Raw genomic sequence first — 16,361 nt, 5'->3', positions numbered from 1 at the left:
GTCCCAGTAGCTCAGCTGGATAGAGCAACAGCCTTCTAAGCTGTGGGTCGGGAGTTCGAATCTCTCCTGGGACGCTGAATAAAAAGAGGGATCACTCGAAGCGTTGATATAACGATTTGAGCGATCCCTCTTTTTTTAATTTATTGCGGGATGGATATAAATCATCTCTTAATCTATTCAGGATATTTTCAAACATATGCTGCCATTCATGCATTCTGTGTTTCAAAGAAGAAATTAATTTATAATAATGATATCAGTATGGAAGGGGGAAAAGAGATTGGATAAATTGTATATAATCGATGGATATGGCGGGTCGCCTAAGCTTAATTGGCAAGCAGATATTAAGCAAAGCTACAGAGGTGAATTTGATATACATATTGTAAACTATACGGATGCCTCGTCAGCGGATGTGGAACAATGGGATAAGGATTTGGACAGAGCTGTCTTACAGCCGATTGGTGCCTATTTCATTTGTCATAGCTTAGGCTGTATCACGTTTCTGAGATATCTTCTTCGTCATGAAGTGCAAATCAAAGGAGTTATATTCGTATCCGGATTTGCAAGAAAGCTAGTGGAATTTCCTCAATTTGATGATTATATGGCAAATATAAACGTAGCTAAAGTAAAACACTTATTAGGTAAATCATTCCTTCTTGCATCCAGGACGGATAGGATCGTTGATTGGCAGATTTCAAATGAATTGGCGGCAGAATTAGATATACCTTTTATTTTATTGCCTGATGGAGGGCATTTTACAGCAGGAAAGGGTATTGTTACGATGCCGGCTGTAAAAGATATGGTAAAAACCTATTGGTTATGAAGATTTGAAAGTACTTATACAGGCTAGCTGAATGGTGGTCATTTGGCTGTCGCCGCATAAGACAGACTCCAAAATGTGCATGAAAAAGTACTTTGGAGTCTGTTTTATTTTTAGGAATGCAATTAAAGAAGTAGTTGGCTTATCTCTCCTTTTTAAACATTTACCTCTGTTTTCTATATACCTTCCATTCCCATTCTTTTGGTAAAATCAAAATGTAATCGCTTACATTAAGCCTGGGGGGACTGGATATGAGAAGAAAATCGCTTCTGTTGGTTTTGGGGATGATGATGGTTTTATTGCTTGCTGCCTGCAGCAATGAGGGGAGCAGTTCGGGATCGGATGATGGCAAAGTGAAGCTGCGGATTGCGTGGTGGGGCGATCAGCCGCGAAATGATTATACAACGAAAGTAATCGAGATGTATGAGGAACAGAATCCAGATGTGGAAATCGAGGCGGAGTATGCGAGCTGGGATGATTATTGGCAGAAGCTATCGCCGCAGGCAGCTGCAAATGAATTGCCGGATATCGTGCAGATGGACGTTTCTTATTTGGCGCAGTATGCCCAGGGGAATAAGCTGGCGGATTTGACGCCGTTTTTAGGGGAGCAAATCGACACGAGCAATATGACGGAGGATTACGTCAATGGCGGGAAGATCAATGATGGTATATATGGAATGAACACGGGTGTGAACGCGGTCGGGTTCCACTACGATCCGGAATTGTTGGAGGAGCTGGGTCTTGGAAGTGAAATTGCGGAAGGGTGGACCTGGGAAGATTATCGGAGTATGTCGGATAAAGCGGCTGCGCAAGGTGTCTATTTTGACACACATTTAAAGCCGGATGTTTTCTTTGATTATTATCTTCGTTCGAATGGTGCACGTTTGTATGCCGAAGATGGCAGCGGATTAGGCTATGAGGATGATCAGCTATTCGTGGAATTCTTTGGGATGATCGCAGAGCAAGTGGATAAAGGGGCGACGCCGACGCCTGATGTACTTGCCCAGGTGACGGGAATCGAGGATGATCCGGTTGTCAAAGGAGAGGGTGTCGGGATTTTTCAATGGTCCAATCAGTTCGTGGGATTGAAGCAGGTGGCCGGGAAGCCGCTGGAAATTGCGCCGATGCCTGGTCCAGGCACCTCCGAGGGACTGTATTTGAAGCCGAGTATGTTCTTCTCTGTATCCCAAAACTCCCAGCATAAAGAAGCTGCCGCTGATTTCCTGGATTTCTTCATGAATGATGTCGAAGCGAATAAATTGATTCTTGGCGACCGTGGTGTCCCTGGCTCTTCAGAAGTGAAGGATGCTTTGAAAAATGAAGTTTCCGAGGCGCAGCAGCAAGTATTTGAATATGTCGAATGGGCAGAAACGAATAGTTCCCCGATGGGTGCCCCGGATCCGGCCGGTGCAGGGGAAGTCATCGAATTGCTGGATACATTGGCAGAGCAAATCAGCTATGGTCAGCTTTCGCCTGAGGATGCTGCCAAAAGTTTCAGAAGCCAAGCGGAGGGCATGCTTGGGCAATAGCAAGAATGGGACCAGGACGACAGCCGATCAGCTGTCGTCTTGATTGCACCTGCCTGAAGAGAGGAGTGTAGTGATTGAATGCACGTGTAAGGAGCAATTTATGGGGATATTTTTTCATCGGTCCATTCATCATCGGCTTTTTAGCCTTTACCATCGTGCCGATGCTAGCTTCTTTGTATTTCTCATTTACCAGTTATGGATTATTCGATTCACCCAAATGGATCGGGTTTGAAAACTATATCAAAATGTTCACCGAAGATCCTCGCTATATCCAATCACTGAAGGTTACTTTCATTTATGTATTGGGCGGGGTACCGCTCAGGCTGGCATTTGCTTTGCTTGTTGCCATGCTGCTGAATGCCGGATCGCGGGCTGTCGGCTGGTATCGGACGCTGTATTATCTGCCCTCCCTGATTGGCGGCAGTGTTGCCGTCGCAATCATGTGGCGGAATATTTTCGGAGATGATGGAATCGTGAACTTGGCGTTGGAAAGTGTCGGATTGGATGCGATCCGCTGGTTTGGCGAACCGACAGCAGCTCTATGGATGCTGATTTTCCTATCCATCTGGCAGTTTGGATCTTCCATGCTGATTTTCCTGGCAGGCTTGAAATCCATTCCGGCCAGTTTCTATGAAGCGGCCAGTGTGGATGGCGCGAACTTCATCCAGAAATTCTTCCGTATCACCTTGCCGATGCTGAGCCCGGTTTTATTATTCAATATCATCATGCAGACGATCTCTGCATTCATGACGTTCGTACCTGCCTTCATCATTTCCAAGGGTACTGGCGGTCCGCTGGATGGTACGCTTCTCTATTCCTTGTACTTATTCAAGCAAGGATTCGAGTATTTCAATATGGGGTATGCCTCGGCCATGGCGTGGGTGATGCTGCTGATTGTGGCGGCTTTGACAGGAATCATCTTCTGGACATCCAAATACTGGGTTCACTATGAGTCGGAGGGGAAGTAAGATGACTAAAAAAGGACCTCGATATTATCTTTACCATATTCTTGTCGGCGGCTTTGCCATCCTGTTGCTTTATCCGGTCATTTGGCTGTTTGTCAGCTCGTTCAAAGAGAGCGGCGATATTTTTGTCACAGCTGGCTCGCTCATCCCCGATCCGTTCACTTTATTGAATTATACGCAAGGGTGGGAGGGCTTTGGCGGTTATGGATTTGGGACATTCATCAAGAATACGATTGTTTTCGTCATCTGGATGCTGGCCGGCCACCTGATTTCTTGTTCGCTGATTGCCTTTGGTTTTGCCAGGCTGAAGTTCGCCGGGAGAGGTTTTTGGTTCATGATCATGCTCGTGACATTGATGCTGCCTTATGAGGTTGTCATGATTCCGCAGTATATCATCTTCTCAGAGCTTGGCTGGCTGAATTCCCTGAAGCCGTTGGTCGTGCCCGCCTTTTTTGGCCATCCGTTCTTCATCTTTTTGCTGGTGCAATTCATCCGAACCATTCCAAGGGAGCTGGATGAAGCGGCGACAATAGATGGGGCAAATACATTCCAGATCTTTTATAAGGTGATTCTCCCGCTCATCGTCCCTGCCTTGGCGACAACGGCTATTTTCACCTTCTATTGGACTTGGGATAATTTGCTCGGACCTGTCCTGTATTTGAACAGTCCTGAAAAATACACGGTCTCGATGGCGCTTAATATGTTTTTGAGCAACGAAACCGTCTCGAACTGGGGAGCGATGTTCGCCATGTCGATTGTCACACTCGTGCCGGTGTTTGTCATTTTCTTCATCTTCCAGCGTTATGTGGTGGAAGGAATCAGCACGACTGGATTGAAAGGATAGATTTCAGAAAGGAGACGGCATTATGTCTGCAATCAATAAAGGGCTGGAATGGATCACCAGGATGGCGTATGTCAACATCCTTTGGCTCATTTTCCTGCTGCCGGGGCTGGTGGTCTTCGGGGTTTTTCCTGCGACGGCTGCCATGCTGACCATCATTCACCAATGGCTTCAAGGCAAGACGGATATTTCAATCTTTGGCACCTTCCTGGAAACGTATAAAAAGGAGTTCATCAACAGTAATAAGCTGGGGTATATGTTCGTTTTGCTGGGATATATCCTTTATTTGGACTTCCTATTCCTGACTGCGGCTCCAGACGCTGCCTTGTATTTGACCATTCCATTCCTTATCATCACTTCCTTTGCCTTTTCAGCGGGTTTGTACGCGTTTCCGATGCTGGTCCATTATGAGATGAAGCCGCTCCAAATCGTGAAACGAGCTTTCTTTATCATGATGCTGAATCCGTGCCAAACCTTCCTGATGCTGATCGGAACGATGGGAGCGGGGTCCATGTTATGGTATTTCCAAGGTCTGGCACTGTTTTTCAGCTTCAGCATCCTTGCTTTGATCATCATGATGCCAGCTGCCAGGGCATTTGAGAGAATGGAGAAGAAATCTGCAAATCTGCAAGCAAAGGAAAACCAATCAGTCCTGACAAAACAACAAAGAAAGGGAGGAGCCATGCTGTGAAAAAATATGCGCTTGTCGGAACAGGCGGCCGGGCGGAATTTTATTATGGGGCAATTGCCAGGGATTTCAAGGAGGCCTGTACACTTGCTGGTTTTTGTGACATAAACAAGGTCAGGATGCGTTATGCCAATCAGCTTTTGAAGGATAAGTATCAGCATCCTGCCATACCAATGTACCATGCGGCTGATTTTGATTGGATGATTCGAAAGGAAAAGCCGGATATTGTCATTGTCACGACCATCGACCGAACGCATCATTCATATATCATCAGGGCATTGGAGCTTGGCTGTGATGTGATCACGGAAAAACCGATGACGACGGATGAAGGAAAATGTCAGGAAATCCTGGATGCCATCCAAAGGACGGGGAAGGAAGTCCGAGTCACATTCAATTATCGATATGCCCCGCATAATACAAAAATAAAGGAATTGATCCGCTCAGGTGTCATTGGGAAAGTGAACTCCGTGCATTTTGAATGGGCGCTGGATACGAAGCATGGAGCGGATTATTTCCGCAGATGGCATCGAGATAAACGAAACAGCGGCGGCCTGCTCGTGCATAAGTCCACGCATCACTTTGACTTGGTGAACTTCTGGCTGGACTCGGCGCCCCAGCGTGTTTATGCGACAGGCGATCTGCTTTTCTATGGCAGGGAAAACGCTGAACAGAGGGGAGAAACGGCATTTTACCAGCGTGCTTATCAAAGCGAGCAGGCAAGGCACGACCCTTTCGCCCTTGATCTGGAGGGGAATGAACATTTGAAAGCGATGTACCTGGATGCGGAAAAAGAGGATGGCTATCAAAGGGATCAAAGTGTTTTCGGGGATGGCATAAGTATCGAGGATACTTTGGGAGTACTGGTGAACTATAAAAGTAAAGCTATCCTGACGTACAGCTTGAATGCCTATCTGCCATGGGAAGGTTTCATCGTTTCCTTCAATGGAACGAAAGGCAGAATCGACGCGCGGATCATAGAGAAGTCCTATGTGAACTCCGGCGGCGAAAAAGCCGAGGAAGGGCAGCTTGAACAATTATCCATCGTTGTACGTCCTATGTTCGATGCACCTTATGAGGTCGAAGTGGATGCGGGAATAGGAGGCCACGGCGGAGGCGATATGGCGATGCTGCAAGACTTATTCGGAAAGCCTGTGCCCGACCCTTTCAAACGCGCAGCCTCTCATGTGGATGGCGCCATGTCCATCATGACTGGCATCGCCGGCAACCATTCTTTGAGGTCGGGAAATGCAGTCAACATCAGTGAATTAATCAATCTATAGAACCAAATAGTCGAATGGAGGATGTTTTGGTGGAGAAAACGGCCATCATTTCCGGCGGAGCTTCCGGGATCGGCAAGGCTGCTGCGATGAAGCTAGCTGATGCAGGGTTTCGGGTTTGCCTGCTGGATGTGAATGATACGAAATTGTCCGAAGTTAAAAAGGAGATGCAAGAGAAAGCGTTCCAAGTCATGACCATCCCTTGTGATATCGCTGATTATGATCGAGTTGAAATGGCTGTCCAAAAAATGACGGATCATTGGGGCAGGATCGATGTAGTATTCGCAAACGCCGGGATTGTCGGCCAGGCTGCATCGATTGAGTCCATGAGCATTGATAATTGGAAAAACGTGCATGACATCAATTTAAATGGAACATTTTTCCTTGTGAAGGCAGCCATTCCCCATGTGAAAAAGCAGGGCGGGAGCATCATCATCACCAGTTCGGTCAGCGGAAATAGAGTCTTTTCCCAAGCCGGCTTCACCGCTTATTCCACGTCAAAGGCTGCACAAGCGGCTTTTGCTAAGATGGCAGCTCTGGAGCTGGCGAAATACCATATCCGGGTGAATGTCATCTGTCCTGGAGGGATTGAAACGGATTTCAGCAAATCAATCAAGAAATCCAAGAATCTGGATGAAATCAAAGTACCTGTTGAATTCCCTGAAGGAAGCAAACCGTTGGATGAACGTTCCGGCAAACCAGAGGAAGTGGCGAATTTAGTAAAGTTCCTGGCCACCGATGACTCGAGTCATATTACAGGTACCGAAATCTATATAGATGGGGCAGAGTCATTATTGATCGGATAGGGCGTCAGCTTCTTGGGAACAAACACCATGCAAAGTGTCATGGTGTTTTCGCTGGCCTTGGAATTAGCAAATCAAGCAGCCGCCCTGGCCGCAATGATTTGCTATCGAGCTCATCTGTCCGAAGCTCTTGACGACGCATGTTGTCTTTATAAATCAGGTGATGATAGAGGATATCATTTCCACCCCATAGAATTAGAGATTATATATGTCGCTTGGATGGGAACTCGGCTATGAGGGGAGGCATCATGAAAAGACTGAAAAACTTTGTCTCTAATTTAAAATTGAAATATAAATTGTTTTGTTTACTCTCCCTCGTCCTTGTATCCTTCAGCATAGGCGGGCTTGTCCTTTTGCAATATGCACTGGTTGCGTACAATGACGAGATTCATCGTCAGTCTGCCCAGTCACTGAAGGTATCATCGGCTTTGATAGAAAAGGAAATCGAAAAAATGAAAGGGTTTTCGTACAGGCTGTCGACGGATTCCTATTTACAGTCCTATTTATATGATTTGAAAGAAACGGAGGATGATTATAAGGCGTACCTGATCGGGGACGCAATAAAAAAAAGGCTCATCGACTTGGGGGCCTTTGAAGAATCAGTGGATTCCATTCAGCTGTACGACACTGCCGATAGGGGCTATAGCGCGGGAAATCGTGTGATCACGATCGAAAACGAGCGCTTGCTGCAATATAAACAAGAAACGAACCAAAAGGATGGCGGAGCAGCATGGTTTGCTCCTGGTGATCAGGATGACTCGTTTGTGGTGGCTCGGGAAGTGAATGCTTATCCCGATCTTTCCTTTGAAAGACTGGGTATCATCGTAGTGCGATTTGATATGAGAGATATCGTCTCTTCGTTCCAAAATAGTTTGGACAACAAAGAGATGCGGCTTTTGATTGCCAATTCGAATAAGGAAATCATTTTCCCGCAGGAAGCCTCAGAGAAGGATTCCTTTTTAATGGCCAGTGTCCAGGGGAGAGAAGGCTATCAAGTCGTGGATTATGAGGATGACCGCTATTTTGTGACGTATGCATCTGCAGCTTATACGAATTGGACCTATATGATAGCTTCTCCATACAGCCAATTGTTCCAGGCAGTGACTTTGGTGCAAAGAACCGTATTGATCATCCATCTTCTATTATTTGTGATGCTGCTGTTTCTGGGCATCCGCTTTATCAAAGGAATCATCAATCCGATCGAAGCATTGAATAGAAAGATGAAAAGAGTGCAAAAAGGGGAGGTCAAAGACTTTAAGGAAGAGAGTCATATTTTATTTTCCAAGGACGAAGCAGGCCAAATGCATGAAAACTTCACTAAAATGATGAACCAGATCCATTGGCTGATCGAAGAGAATTATAAGAAGCAGCTGGTGATCAAGGATGCTGAATTCAAAACACTCCAAGCACAAATCAACCCTCATTTCCTCTATAACACATTGGAATCCATCAATTGGTCAGCAAAGCTTGGGAAGACACAGGAAACCTCACGCATGGCGACATCCCTGGGATTTATTTTACGTTCCTCTTTGGAAACGAAGGACGCCCTGATTCCGCTTGCAGAAGAACTGGATATTGTAAAGCATTATATCATGATCCAATCTTATCGTTTTCAGGAGCGATTGGTTTTCCATGCTGATATTCCTGATGATCTTCTTTCCTGCAAGGTGCCCAAATTCAGCCTGCAGCCTTTGGTGGAAAATGCGATTAAGTATGGCCTGCAGGAGATCGTCGGGGTGTGTACGATTGGCATCGAGGCAGTGCAAGAAGGGGAAAACGTGAACATCTCGGTGAGCGATGACGGACCAGGCATGGAGCAGGAGCTCATTCATACATTATCCAGCGGGAATTATCGTCCCAAGGGAACGGGCTTGGGTATCCGGAATATCGATAACCGATTGAAAATATTATTCGGTCCGGCTTATGGCATTCAGGTGATAAGTGAACCGGCTGCTGGAACGAAGGTAATGCTGACAATTCCTTTTGAAGGAGGGGGCGATCTTGTTCAAAGTTCTGCTGGTAGATGATGAGCCGATGCTGCTTGAGGGGATATCTTCTATCGTAGAATGGGAGCAGCAAGGAACCGTCTTGCATGGCATAGCAAGGAATGGGCTAGAAGCCTTGGAATTCATCCGGGAACATGTCCCTGACATCGTCATTACAGACATTACCATGCCCGGCTTGGATGGGATGGGTTTGATTGAACAAGGAAGCAAAGTCTCTCCAGCAATCAAATGGATACTTTTATCCGGCTACAACGAATTCGAATATGCCCAGAAAGCCATGCGCTTTGGCGTGAAGCATTATTTGCTCAAGCCATCAAGTGAAGAGGACATTCATGAAGCTTTGACGGAAGTCGTTCAAGAACTGGCGGAAGAAAATAAAATGCGAATCCATCTGGCAAATGAGGATACGGAAGAACTGGCAAAGTACTCGTCCGTTGTCAATAAGATGATCATTGCGATAAAGGAAAATATTGAAAATCCCAGCCTGTCCTTGCAATGGATTGCAAACGAAGTGTTATATATGAACACCGATTACCTGGGCAAATTATTCAAAAAAGAAGTGGGAGAGAAATTTTCTGCTTATGTGGTGAAACGTAAAATAGATAAAGCAGTGGAAATCATGGGCAAACAGAAAGATATCAAGGTATTTGAGCTGGCAGAGCAATTAGGGTATGGAAATAATCCGCAATATTTCAGTAATATTTTCAAGAAACAAACAGGCTGCAGCCCGACGGAGTGGATAAAGAACAAGTAAGCGGATTGTAAAGGGAATGATTTTGAGGAGGACAGCAGATGGGTGAAAAATGGATTTTTATAGGAGACAGCATCACCGAATGCGGCAGATTCGAGGATCCCCGGGATATCGGGGACGGTTATGTGAAAATGATCGAAGATGAACTGTCTAAGAAAAAAGAAGTAGAAATCCTAAACAAGGGAGTGGGAGGAAACCGTATCACTGACTTGGCTGAGAGGTGGGAGGGAGATGTGCTTTCGCTGGCTCCAGATTTAGTATCGATTTCCATCGGGATCAATGATGTATGGAGACAATTGGATCAGCCGCAGATACAGCAGATTTATCCTGATGAATTCAGGAAAATCTATGACAAGCTCCTGTTTGGAGCAAGACAGATTGGTGCTGTGCTGTTTCTCATGGAGCCGACAATCATCGAGGAAAAAAACGATTCAAAAGGAAATAGAATGCTGATTCCCTATGTGGAGATCGTCCGTGAACTAGCTGACAAGCATGATGCGGCACTCGTTCGCACTCATACTGCCTTTTTGCAAACCACGAAGAAAACAAATCTGACCACAGATGGCGTCCATATGACCAGCGCCGGTAATCGCTTGATGGCCGACACTTGGCTGGAAGCATATTTTGCTGAAATGACTTGAATACAGAAAGGAAGCGTAAATGTAACTGACATAAGACGAAGCCCCTCTATAATACATTAAAAACAAGGTGAGTTTTTATACTGTGAGTGGGGTGATCAAATGGCAAGGGTCCAATACAATAGTTCAGACATTGATTTGATGGCCAGGATGATGCGGGCGGAAGCCGAAGGAGAAGGGCAGCTGGGAATGCTGTTTGTGGGGAATGTCATTGTAAACCGCGCTGTGGCTGACTGTTTGGATTTTGCGGATATACGAACGATCAATGATGTCATCTTCCAAGTGCAGGGCGGGAATTTTTCATTTGAAGCTGTCCAAAAAGGGAATGTCTTTTATCAGCGAGCACGTGAACAGGAAAGAAGATTGGCAGAAAGGAATTTGAAGTCCTGGAGACAACATCCTGCCGCGTATGCGCTTTGGTATTTCAATCCTTATGCACCATGCCCGCCGACATGGTATGGACAGCCGTTTGCGGGTCAGTTCAAGGATCACTGTTTTTATGAGCCGCAGGCTGGGACGTGTGATAGTGTGTATATGGGGTGAGAGTAAATGAAAAAGGATTCACCTTCTATAAGGTGGTTCTTTTTTTGATTTTATATGCCTTATCTTCTTTATTTCTTTATGGTACGATTATTTTACTGTAAGAATTATATAAATAATGGAGAAATTGCTACTTGAGAAGAGGCGGAACCAATTGCTGCAAAAGTTGTTAGGAAAATTATCTATACCGAGGAAATCAAATATAAAAACGGAAAAGCAAAAGAATGATTCGAAGGAAAAGAAACCAAAAATAGCCTCCACAAGGATTGGCGAACTCGGAGAGTATAAAATCAACATACAGCTCGATCAATTACCTAAGAATAGCAGATATCTGAGTGATGTATTGCTCCATAACCCTAGAGCTAAATCGGGTTATTCCCAAATTGATCATGTCATTTTCACCTCTTGGGCAATCTTCGTGGTTGAAACAAAGAATTATGCGGGAACAATTTATGGCGATCGAAATAGACATAAGTGGAGTGTGAATGGAAGGTTTCCGATGATAAATCCATTCCATCAGAATTTTGGCCATATACAAGCCCTGAAATCGATACTGTCAGATGTGGAAGATTCGAATGTTGTTTCCATGGTCTCCTTTACCAGAAGATGTACGCTCAAGGTCAATGAAGAACTTAGGAAAATACAGTCGAATGATTTAATTGTATATGATACGGAACTTACTGAATACATAAGTAGAAAAATGAATGTGTTAAGAGTGCAAGTCCAATCTCCTTGGTTTTCTGATGAAGATATTCTAAGAATGCATCGTAGATTAAGTGAAAATAACATAACCGATCCTAATCAGAGGCAGGAACATATTGATTCATTAAGAAATAATAGGAAAGAGAATGAAGCCCTTGTAGTAAAGTCTGCTACCAAGGCGAAGTGTTTTAGGTGTGATGTTGAAGTATCTAAGAAGGTGGAGGATTACTGCAAGGCTAATTATAAGCGCTTTGATGGCAGAGTCTATTGTTTTGAACACCAAAAAAGCAAGAAATAAGCAGTGTGGGAAGAGGGTTGTTGCAGGTAAAATTAATAAAGTAGTACTCAACATAAGAGTTGTATAAAATCTCTATTCACTAGTAGGATTCTTCTAAAGTGGAATTTCTTTGGTATTCCCACCTTAGTATGCGGATTTTGAAGCACCATCAACTAACAGAATATTCTCTCGTTCGAGAGGTGGAGGGACCGGCCTTTGGAAGCCTCAGCAGCAGACTGTGTCCACTGTGCTAATTCCAGACTAGGTAAGAACCGACCTGCATACAGGCAGCGAATCTCTACTTAATTTAGAAGGGGTTCTTTATGTCTGCAAAATTGATTCCATGAGGTGATCGTTCATGTCAAACGAGTTAAGCAAAGCATTGGAAGTACTAAGAGAGAAGGTATGGGTGGATCTCACCCATACCTTCGGGCCGGATTCCCCGTACTTCTCGGCTTTTTCCCCGGCAAAGTTCGAAACGCTGTTCTCCCATGATGATGGCTTCTTTGCCCAGAGCTTTACTTTCCCGGGACAGTACGGAACACATTTGGATGCCCCGATCCACTTTGTTCGTGATACGCGATATTTGGAAGAGCTTGAATTGAAGGAACTGGTATTGCCGCTCGTCGTGATCGATAAATCGAAAGAGGCGGCTGCCGATCATGATTACTCGCTGGCTGTGGAGGATATCCTTGCTTTCGAGGAGGAACACGGCAAAATCGAGCCAGGTACATTTGTGGCATTGCGCACTGACTGGAGCAAGCGCTGGCCGAATCAAGCGCAGATGGATAACAAAGACGGCGATGGTAACAGCCACTCCCCGGGCTGGTCATTGGAAGGACTGCAATTCCTATATGAAGAACGGCATATCAAGGCGGTGGGACACGAGACATTTGATACGGATGCAGCCGTCGATTTCCAAAAGAACGGTGCCTTGCTTGGTGAATATTATGTGCTGGAGCAGGACTCCTATCAAGTGGAATTGCTGACGAATCTCGATCAGCTGCCAGCGAAAGGAGCGTTCATCTTCAATATCGTACCGAAAGCAGGAAAAGCGTCAGGATTTCCGGTCCGTTCCTTTGCCGTACTTCCATAAAGTACCGCAGGTTATCGCTCTCTATTATAATCGAACGAAATCATATACAGTATTGGCATCCATCCGAATGATGTCGATCCATGGAATGTAAGTTTTCTGTATATTATGGAGAAAATATGCAATATCGCTGCCGGGACATGCTACACTTTCTATGGAGGTGGCCTATGTATATAGATGAGACGAAGCGTTATCGATTCATTGGATCTGTGCCATTCGGAAAGCATTTCATGGTCCGTATCTACGATTTGGAACTGCAGCAGGAGTATACATTATCCGATAGGCTTCTCGGCCAGTATACGGATAAGCCATTGAAGGAATTCTACCTTCAGATCAAGCGGGATATCTATGAATTGAACCATGAGGAAAAAACGCTGGCGGCGGAAATGGGCGAGATGCAGCGGCGGCTGCTTGATTTTCTGGATGAAGAAGATGATGAAGAATCAGCTCCCAGTATGGAAAATGTCATTCCTTTCAGAAGACGGAGCCCCGGGGACTAGCCAAAGAAGTAGCGGCTGCCTTTATATCAGGCTGTGAATGAATGGATTCACAGCTTTTTGTCATTTAAAAGTTTGCATTCTGCGTTTTCTTTGTTACATTTAAGGGTATAGCTGTTACCAGGTCTTGAACTGAAAATCTGATAAGGATGTTGCCGATGGATAAAGAGAATAATGTAGTCCTGTTCCCGGGTCTGAAGACGCGGCTGGAGCAGGAAGGGATGAAGGAGCTCCAGGAGAAGAATTACACAGATGCAATAGATAAGTTCGAACAGCTGTTGGAGTATGGCTTTCGTCAGCCGGAGATCCTGACTGGGCGGCTGATTTGCCTGATGGAGCTGGGCAGGCATGTAGAGGCCGAGGAGATGTCCTTGCAGCTGCTGGAAGCCAAGGATAAGGATTATCTGCAATACTTACATATTCATTTGACTTTGCTATTCCAGCTTGGGCGCTATGAAGAAGTGGTGGAAATGCTGGATGATGTGTATGAGAAAGAAGAAATTCCGGCGCCGCTTAAGGCATCATTCGACCAGCTGCAGAAGGTGAGCCGTAAAATGGCAGAGGATAAGAGCCAGACGACAGCGGATCAGCTTATACATAATTTCGATCAAGCAAGGAAGAATCAGGATGCTGCCCTTCAATGGCAGCTCATCCAGAAATGCCATTCACTCGATGTCAGTCCGCATGTGCAGAAGATGGAAGCTTTCCTTCTGGACGAGGAAGCCGATCCAGTCGTGCAGACAGCGGTATTGGAGTGGCTCATCAAACAAGAAATCGAATTCCCAGTCACCATACATAAAATGAAAGAAACGATTACCGTGATTCCGGAGAATGTGGCGTTAGTGGAAAAATCGGAAGGGATGGAACAGGTTCTGGGGCATTTGCATCTTCTCGAGCAGCAGAATCCATCACTTTACGACTTGGTGTATAAGTTATTGTACCGTTATATGTATGTGAGATATCCGATGACGCCCACTGCAGACGAATCGGCGGTACTGGCGGCTGCATTGCAGAAGCTGGCAAGCAGTTATCTGCAAATCGAGCAGCCCGCGGTTACCGATGAGGAAGCGCAGAAAATCGCGTCGATGATGGAAGAAATCATCACGTTCGAAGCAAAATATCTCACTGTCGCCGAGGAATGACAGACTTCGCATCGTAAGTGTTGAAAGCGACTATGAATATGTTATAATGAGATGGTTGTAAACCAGTACTAGTTAATAACTTATATTATGCTAGAATTGAGAACGATTAACAGGTAAGAAACGATAGATGTTGGAGGGAATATTATGTCAGCAAAATTCGAAAGAACAGAAGGCAAGAATGAGGGTGTCCTAACGATCACCCTATCTCCTGAGGAGTTGGATACAGCGCTTGACCAAGCGTTCCAAAAAGTTGTAAAACAAGTTCAGGTACCAGGTTTCCGTAAAGGAAGAGTACCTCGTAAAATCTTCGAACAACGCTTCGGTGTGGAATCCCTATACCAGGATGCGATCGATATCGTCCTTCCTCAAGCTTACATGAACGCGGTTGAAGAAACTGGCATCGAGCCTGTTGCACAGCCGGATGTAGATCTTGAGCAGATCGAAAAAGGCAAAGAGCTTATCTTCAAAGCTACTGTAACTGTCAAGCCTGAAGTGGAGCTTGGCGACTATAAAGGTCTTGAAGTGGAAGCAGAAGATACAACGGTAACCGACGAAGACGTGGAAAAAGAAATCGAAGCACTTCGCAACAGACAAGCTGAATTGGTTGTCAAAGAAGAAGGCACTGTAGAAGAAGGCGACACAGTCGTCATCGATTTCGAAGGTTTCACCGATGGGGAAGCATTCGAAGGCGGAAAAGCAGAAAACCATTCCTTGGAAATCGGTTCCGGCAGCTTCATCCCTGGATTCGAAGAACAGCTTGTTGGCAAAGAAGCTGGCAGTGAGTCCGATATCAGCGTGACATTCCCTGAAGAATACCATGCTGCGGAGCTTGCTGGTAAAGAAGCAGTCTTCAAAGTGAAAATCCACGAAATCAAAGCGAAGGAACTTCCGGAGCTTGATGATGAATTCGCAAAAGACGTAGACGAAGAAGTGGAATCCTTGGATGCGCTTCGTGAAAAAACGAAAAACCGCCTTCAAGAAGAAAAAACAAATGCAGCGGAAAACAACAAACGTGAGCAGCTGATCAACCAAGCTACGGATAACGCGAAAGTCGATATCCCTGAAGCGATGGTGGATACAGAGCTTGACCGCATGGTCCGTGAATTCGAGCAGCGCTTGCAAATGCAAGGTATGACGCTCGAAATGTACCAGCAGTTCTCTGGACAGGACGAAGCTGCGCTTCGCGAGCAAATGAAAGAAGATGCTGGCAAACGCGTAAAAACAAACCTTACACTTGAAGCGATCGCTAAAGCGGAAAACGTGGAAGTGACCGATGAGGATGTTGTCGCAGAGCTTGAAAAAATGGCTGAAATGTACCAAACAGATAAAGAGCAGTTGACTGCAATGCTTGGCGGCAACACAGATGCTATCAAAGATGATCTGAAGTTCCAAAAAGCAATCGATGTTTTGGTTGATAACAGCAAAACTGCATAAGACATAACAGAAAACAAGGCAGCAGTCACTGTGCCTTGTTTTTCTCAAAAATAAACGTATTTTCCAGAGAGGGATTATCACCCCCTCTGTGGAATTACGTGCATGAACAGCTTTTTCGTTTACATATACTACATACATATGATTTGACTTTTACAAAAAAAACTCCATAATAAAACGTACCTCTTTTTCGAAATGCAGGATTTACCAATTGGGCGGAAGCGGAAATCTTCCATGGCAGGGTTTACCTGCGGGCATTTGGCTAATACTGTTGGAAAAAGTGTTTTGCTTTTTAATACTGCTGTTATCTGATATGATTGGCTAAAGGAAGGCTGGGCGCATCCAGAATGTGTTTGATCTTTCG

General features: G+C 45.2%; 16 protein-coding genes and 1 tRNA gene. All 17 read left to right on the top strand.

The window, feature by feature from the left end; genetic code table 11:
• A tRNA-Arg gene (locus CHH53_RS08005) sits at positions 1-74 on the top strand.
• A gap of 203 nt (positions 75-277) precedes the next feature.
• Positions 278-820, top strand: coding sequence for an RBBP9/YdeN family alpha/beta hydrolase (locus CHH53_RS08000; protein WP_158221512.1), 543 nt, complete (start codon positions 278-280; stop codon positions 818-820).
• Between the two features lie 248 nt (positions 821-1,068).
• Entirely contained in the window at positions 1,069-2,346 is a 1,278-nt protein-coding gene (locus CHH53_RS07995) for an ABC transporter substrate-binding protein (RefSeq protein ID WP_095215602.1), read from the top strand.
• 74 nt (positions 2,347-2,420) lie between these two features.
• A complete protein-coding gene (locus CHH53_RS07990; RefSeq protein ID WP_095215601.1) occupies positions 2,421-3,314 on the top strand; it encodes a carbohydrate ABC transporter permease in 894 nt (297 codons plus the stop codon).
• A 1-nt stretch (position 3,315) separates the two neighbouring features.
• Positions 3,316-4,155: a carbohydrate ABC transporter permease gene (locus CHH53_RS07985; protein ID WP_095215600.1), complete on the top strand. Its 840-nt coding sequence runs from the start codon at positions 3,316-3,318 to the stop codon at positions 4,153-4,155.
• A 22-nt stretch (positions 4,156-4,177) separates the two neighbouring features.
• Positions 4,178-4,843 carry a YesL family protein gene (locus CHH53_RS07980; RefSeq protein WP_095215599.1) on the top strand — a complete coding sequence of 222 codons (666 nt, stop codon included), beginning with the start codon at positions 4,178-4,180 and terminating at the stop codon, positions 4,841-4,843.
• Positions 4,840-6,120 carry a Gfo/Idh/MocA family protein gene (locus CHH53_RS07975; RefSeq protein ID WP_095215598.1) on the top strand — a complete coding sequence of 427 codons (1,281 nt, stop codon included), beginning with the start codon at positions 4,840-4,842 and terminating at the stop codon, positions 6,118-6,120. Before CHH53_RS07980 ends, CHH53_RS07975 begins: the two co-directional genes overlap by 4 nt.
• 14 nt (positions 6,121-6,134) lie before the next feature.
• Complete coding sequence (locus CHH53_RS07970) at positions 6,135-6,923, top strand: SDR family oxidoreductase (protein WP_095215597.1); 789 nt, start codon at positions 6,135-6,137, stop codon at positions 6,921-6,923.
• 245 nt (positions 6,924-7,168) lie between these two features.
• Complete coding sequence (locus CHH53_RS07960; protein WP_158221511.1) at positions 7,169-8,947, top strand: cache domain-containing sensor histidine kinase; 1,779 nt, start codon at positions 7,169-7,171, stop codon at positions 8,945-8,947.
• A complete protein-coding gene (locus CHH53_RS07955) occupies positions 8,922-9,680 on the top strand; it encodes a response regulator transcription factor (protein ID WP_095215594.1) in 759 nt (252 codons plus the stop codon). Before CHH53_RS07960 ends, CHH53_RS07955 begins: the two co-directional genes overlap by 26 nt.
• Positions 9,681-9,718: 38 nt before the next feature.
• Positions 9,719-10,318, top strand: coding sequence for an SGNH/GDSL hydrolase family protein (locus CHH53_RS07950; protein ID WP_095215593.1), 600 nt, complete (start codon positions 9,719-9,721; stop codon positions 10,316-10,318).
• A 99-nt stretch (positions 10,319-10,417) separates the two neighbouring features.
• On the top strand, positions 10,418-10,858 hold the full coding sequence (locus tag CHH53_RS07945) for a cell wall hydrolase (RefSeq protein WP_095215592.1): 441 nt from the start codon (positions 10,418-10,420) through the stop codon (positions 10,856-10,858).
• A 151-nt stretch (positions 10,859-11,009) separates the two neighbouring features.
• Complete coding sequence (locus CHH53_RS07940) at positions 11,010-11,855, top strand: nuclease-related domain-containing protein (RefSeq protein WP_095215606.1); 846 nt, start codon at positions 11,010-11,012, stop codon at positions 11,853-11,855.
• Positions 11,856-12,192: 337 nt separating this feature from the next.
• Entirely contained in the window at positions 12,193-12,930 is a 738-nt protein-coding gene (locus CHH53_RS07935; protein WP_095215591.1) for a cyclase family protein, read from the top strand.
• 164 nt (positions 12,931-13,094) lie between these two features.
• Positions 13,095-13,427: a hypothetical protein gene (locus CHH53_RS07930; RefSeq protein WP_095215590.1), complete on the top strand. Its 333-nt coding sequence runs from the start codon at positions 13,095-13,097 to the stop codon at positions 13,425-13,427.
• Between the two features lie 155 nt (positions 13,428-13,582).
• Positions 13,583-14,566 carry a DUF3196 family protein gene (locus CHH53_RS07925; RefSeq protein WP_095215589.1) on the top strand — a complete coding sequence of 328 codons (984 nt, stop codon included), beginning with the start codon at positions 13,583-13,585 and terminating at the stop codon, positions 14,564-14,566.
• Between the two features lie 144 nt (positions 14,567-14,710).
• The gene (tig, locus tag CHH53_RS07920) at positions 14,711-16,000 is read left to right on the top strand and encodes a trigger factor (protein WP_095215588.1); all 1,290 of its coding nucleotides are present in this window, start codon (positions 14,711-14,713) and stop codon (positions 15,998-16,000) included.
• The last annotated feature ends 361 nt before the right edge of the window (positions 16,001-16,361 follow it).

It is taken from the genome of Terribacillus sp. 7520-G (assembly GCF_002271665.1).
GTDB lineage: Bacteria > Bacillota > Bacilli > Bacillales > Amphibacillaceae > Terribacillus.
The sequence above is the reverse complement of the archived record's forward strand: the minus strand, read 5'-3'. Positions and strand labels throughout refer to the sequence as shown.

Excerpts from the sequence above, each read along its gene's own strand:
- CHH53_RS07995 (WP_095215602.1), top strand. The coding sequence starts at position 1,069 with ATGAGAAGAAAATCGCTTCTGTTGGTTTTGGGGATGATGATGGTTTTA.
- CHH53_RS07985 (WP_095215600.1), top strand. The coding sequence starts at position 3,316 with ATGACTAAAAAAGGACCTCGATATTATCTTTACCATATTCTTGTCGGC.
- CHH53_RS07980 (WP_095215599.1), top strand. The coding sequence starts at position 4,178 with ATGTCTGCAATCAATAAAGGGCTGGAATGGATCACCAGGATGGCGTAT.
- CHH53_RS07970 (WP_095215597.1), top strand. The coding sequence starts at position 6,135 with ATGGAGGATGTTTTGGTGGAGAAAACGGCCATCATTTCCGGCGGAGCT.
- CHH53_RS07960 (WP_158221511.1), top strand. The coding sequence starts at position 7,169 with ATGAAAAGACTGAAAAACTTTGTCTCTAATTTAAAATTGAAATATAAA.
- CHH53_RS07950 (WP_095215593.1), top strand. The coding sequence starts at position 9,719 with ATGGGTGAAAAATGGATTTTTATAGGAGACAGCATCACCGAATGCGGC.
- CHH53_RS07945 (WP_095215592.1), top strand. The coding sequence starts at position 10,418 with ATGGCAAGGGTCCAATACAATAGTTCAGACATTGATTTGATGGCCAGG.
- CHH53_RS07935 (WP_095215591.1), top strand. The coding sequence starts at position 12,193 with ATGTCAAACGAGTTAAGCAAAGCATTGGAAGTACTAAGAGAGAAGGTA.
- CHH53_RS07930 (WP_095215590.1), top strand. The coding sequence starts at position 13,095 with ATGTATATAGATGAGACGAAGCGTTATCGATTCATTGGATCTGTGCCA.
- CHH53_RS07925 (WP_095215589.1), top strand. The coding sequence starts at position 13,583 with ATGGATAAAGAGAATAATGTAGTCCTGTTCCCGGGTCTGAAGACGCGG.
- tig (WP_095215588.1), top strand. The coding sequence starts at position 14,711 with ATGTCAGCAAAATTCGAAAGAACAGAAGGCAAGAATGAGGGTGTCCTA.